This window comes from uncultured Cytophaga sp., from assembly GCF_937863595.1.
Lineage (GTDB): Bacteria > Bacteroidota > Bacteroidia > Cytophagales > Cytophagaceae > Cytophaga.
Map to the genome: position 1 here is coordinate 1 of NZ_CALMGQ010000168.1, position 3,577 is coordinate 3,577.

Here is a 3,577-nt window from a genome sequence, read left to right on the forward strand (position 1 = left end):
TCAAATAGTGACAAATCAGTATATAATATAAAGGACAATATGGTTTTATATGAGGATGGTTCTTTAATACCTATCTTGCATCAATATGATAGATCAATTGAGATTGTTAATGTGTTTAATCTTTAGTTATATCAATTTTATTGAATGGTTTTTTAAATACAATAAAATAATTTATAAATAATAATAGGAACGCTAATTGGAATAATTCATAGCAATAATGATTATTGAGACAAAAGAAATTCAACCTGTTATCTCTTTTAACGAAAAACATCTTTCGATAAAAGAGATTGGTGACGTGAGTTATTTGCCCGTTCCCACTCAAACAATCGAAACATATTGTAATACATTTGTTACCCGCACCAATTTTTTGTTCGTTAATGGGAAGTATGAAAAATCAGGTCTGTTGGTAGGCGATAATAAGGATTTGTCAATTTTTAAGCAATACTATTTATATATTAAATACAAGTTTTTTTTTAAAACAAAAAAATACTCAGGTATTTTTTTGTGGTACTATGATGTATGGAGTGTTAATTATTATCATTGGTTGTGTGAAACCCTACCTCGCTTATTTGAATTAAAAACGGCATATCCTGAGTGCTTAGTAGTGCTTCCTATTTCATTTAAAAGCCAACCATTTATTATTGATTCATTGCGAATACTTAATATGGATGTTTTATGGATAGACTCTACTAAAAGTCATTCATACAGCAAAATAGTAACGGTTCAGACACGTCCAGCACATGGAGATGTTAATCCAATCATGCAAGGAAAGCTTAATAGTGCTATTTTAAAAATGTGTGAAATTGATTTAAATAAAAAACCGTTTCGTAAAGTTTATTTATCTAGAACAAATGCATTGTATCGGAAAGTGCTGAATGAAGCCGAAGTAATTAAGATCGTTGTTTCTTTGGGATATGAAGTTATAAGAGCTGAAACGCTTTCATTTATGGAACAAGTACAGTTATTTAGTGAAACAGCATTGTTGATTGCACAGCATGGTGCAGGTATAACAAATATGTGTTTTATGCAAAAGCATACTAAAGTTCTTGAAATTAGAAATGAAGGTTGGAATTTACAACCCCTTTGTTTTTGGAGGCTTGCAAATATTCAAGAAATGTATTGGGCGTATTTTATAGCACAATCTATTTCAATACCTTCAAATATTTCGGATATGATTATTGATATTTCAGAATTTAAAGAAGCTGTAACAGAATTTAGTTCGCAGTTAAATTTAACACGCAAAACTTTATGATGAAAATTGCATACGTAAGTTTCGAATACCCACCCGAAACTGGATTTGGAGGGATTGCGACCTATGTATATCAGGCATCTAACTTACTTGCTCAACGAGGTAATACGGTAGAAGTATTTAGTGCTTCCATGAAGGAAGATTCATCTGTATTTCAAAATGGTATATGGGTACATCGCGTTAAATGCGATAGAGAAACATTTAATCAAAAGATTACGACAATCTTTTCAAAACGTCATAATGAAATAGGCTTTGATATACTCGAATCTCCTGAATATGGTGCGGATGGGATATGCTTGGCTCGCCAATTTTCGGATGTGTGTTTTATTGTAAAAACGCATACCCCAACATTTCTAATCAATAAAATAAATCCTTCCCCAAACCCAAATTGGATAAACCGCGCGCGAATGTTTATTGGCGCAATTCGAAGATTTAAATCTCCTTTGTTATTTAATAAGTACAATAAAGAAGTTGATCCAGAATATCAAATGGCTCAAATGGCAGACGTACTGACATCTCCGTCAATTTCTTTGCAAAATATAATCTCTTCTGAATGGATAATTCCGAAAGACAACTTACTACTACAACCTTATCCTTATATACCAATTCCAGAGCTGTATTCTATTCCAATTGAATTGAATACAAATAAAAATGTAACATTTATTGGAAGATTAGAAATTAGAAAAGGTATACCAGTATTGGCTGAAGCAATTCCTGCAATTTTAGAAAAAGACCCTGAAATCATTTTTAATTTTGTTGGTACACCAATGCCTTCGCCTGATAAACGTTATAACATGCAGGAGTATCTTTGTATTAAATTGGCTAAGTATAGAAGCAATTTAGTATTCCATGGTAATCTTGATTTAATTGAAATTGCAACCGTTTTGAAAAATACATCCCTATGTATTTTTCCAAGTATTTGGGAGAATTTTCCGAATGTTTGCTTAGAAGCTATGAGTGCAGGGCGTGCAATTATAGGGACAAACTCTGGCGGAATGTCAGAAATGCTATCGAATGATGCCGGGATAACAATTCCACCGAATGATTCAATAGCAATTAGACATGCTGTATTAAATTTGATAGGGAATCCATCTAAACGTTTGGAATTGGGATTCAACGCACGCCAGAAAATTGAGACCCAATATAGTGGTAACGTAATAGGTGCGTTGATGGAAAAGCAATATAGTGATATAATGGATAGGCATAATGAGAAAAAGTGATGTATCCGTTATTCTTCCTGTCTATAATGGGGGAGAATATTTAAGTGCTGCAATTCAGAGCATTTTAAATCAGTCGTTTGGGAATTTCGAATTGATTATAGTAAACGACGGCTCTTTGGATCATACGGAAGAAGTTATTTCTTCATTTAGCGACGATCGGATTGTTTATGTTAAAAATGTAGAAAATATTGGCATTGTTAAATCATTAAATAAAGCTCTAAGTATAGCCAGTTCGAAATATATAGCTCGCATGGATGCAGATGATATTTCGTATCCACAAAGATTAAAGGTTCAATATGAATATTTAGAATTACATTCAGAAATAGGAGTTTGTGGATCTTTCGTGAATGTGAAAGAAACAGGGGAGTGTATAAAATATCCTGAAACACATGAAAATATTGTTTTCGAATTATTGATTCAAAATGTAATAGCGCATCCTGTTGTAATGATTCGAAAAGAGTTATTGGATAATTATAAACTTCAATATGACGATAAATTTTACCCAGCAGAAGATTATAAATTATGGATTGATTTAATTACAAAAACCAAATTCTATAATATTCAATTTCCTTTATTAGAGTATAATCAACATTCATTATCAATAAGTCAATCAAATCAAGATATACAACTAAAAAAAATATATGAAATAAGGACGATATATTTATTGAATTCTTTAAGGTTAAATATAAAAGATGCATTTGTATCAATGCAACGTATTATTAGTTTTGAAAACTCTAAAGATTTACAGCATCTTGAGAAAAGTAAAACTGTGTTATCAGACCTAGCAAGTAGTAATAAAAACGTTCTCTTTTTTGATCAAAAAAAACTTCTAAAGTTGCTTAGCTTATATTGGTATGTAGAAGTACATGGAGTAGATATAGGCATAAAAGAAAAAATAAAAATTTACCTATCACTCCGTCATCTAGGGTTATGTAATTTTTTATTTTTTATAAAATTAATATTGAATGCTATTTGATAAAGTAAATATGGGAAATATTTTATATAAAGTGTATTTTAAGTTGTTTCACTATAAAGAAATTTTTAGAGTTAAATGTACACATTTTCATATTGCTGCTTTATACAATAAACAATCATGTATACATTCCAG

3 protein-coding genes are annotated in these 3,577 nt (G+C 30.8%); all 3 read left to right on the plus strand.

Annotation, left to right across the window (positions count from 1 at the left end; all coding sequences use genetic code 11):
- The first annotated feature begins 217 nt into the window (after positions 1-217).
- The 3 genes from Q0543_RS14895 to Q0543_RS14905 are packed head-to-tail and all read left to right on the plus strand — an operon-like array spanning position 218 to position 3,445.
- Entirely contained in the window at positions 218-1,252 is a 1,035-nt protein-coding gene (locus Q0543_RS14895) for a glycosyltransferase family 61 protein (RefSeq protein ID WP_299254825.1), read from the plus strand.
- A complete protein-coding gene (locus tag Q0543_RS14900) occupies positions 1,249-2,469 on the plus strand; it encodes a glycosyltransferase family 4 protein (RefSeq protein ID WP_299254828.1) in 1,221 nt (406 codons plus the stop codon). The genes Q0543_RS14895 and Q0543_RS14900 overlap by 4 nt, the downstream gene beginning before the upstream one ends.
- On the plus strand, positions 2,456-3,445 hold the full coding sequence (locus Q0543_RS14905; protein ID WP_299254831.1) for a glycosyltransferase family 2 protein: 990 nt from the start codon (positions 2,456-2,458) through the stop codon (positions 3,443-3,445). Before Q0543_RS14900 ends, Q0543_RS14905 begins: the two co-directional genes overlap by 14 nt.
- Positions 3,446-3,577 lie beyond the last annotated feature (132 nt).

Coding starts and splice junctions, on each gene's coding strand:
- Q0543_RS14895 (WP_299254825.1), top strand. CDS start 218: ATGATTATTGAGACAAAAGAAATTCAACCTGTTATCTCTTTTAACGAA.
- Q0543_RS14905 (WP_299254831.1), top strand. CDS start 2,456: ATGAGAAAAAGTGATGTATCCGTTATTCTTCCTGTCTATAATGGGGGA.
- Q0543_RS14900 (WP_299254828.1), top strand. CDS start 1,249: ATGATGAAAATTGCATACGTAAGTTTCGAATACCCACCCGAAACTGGA.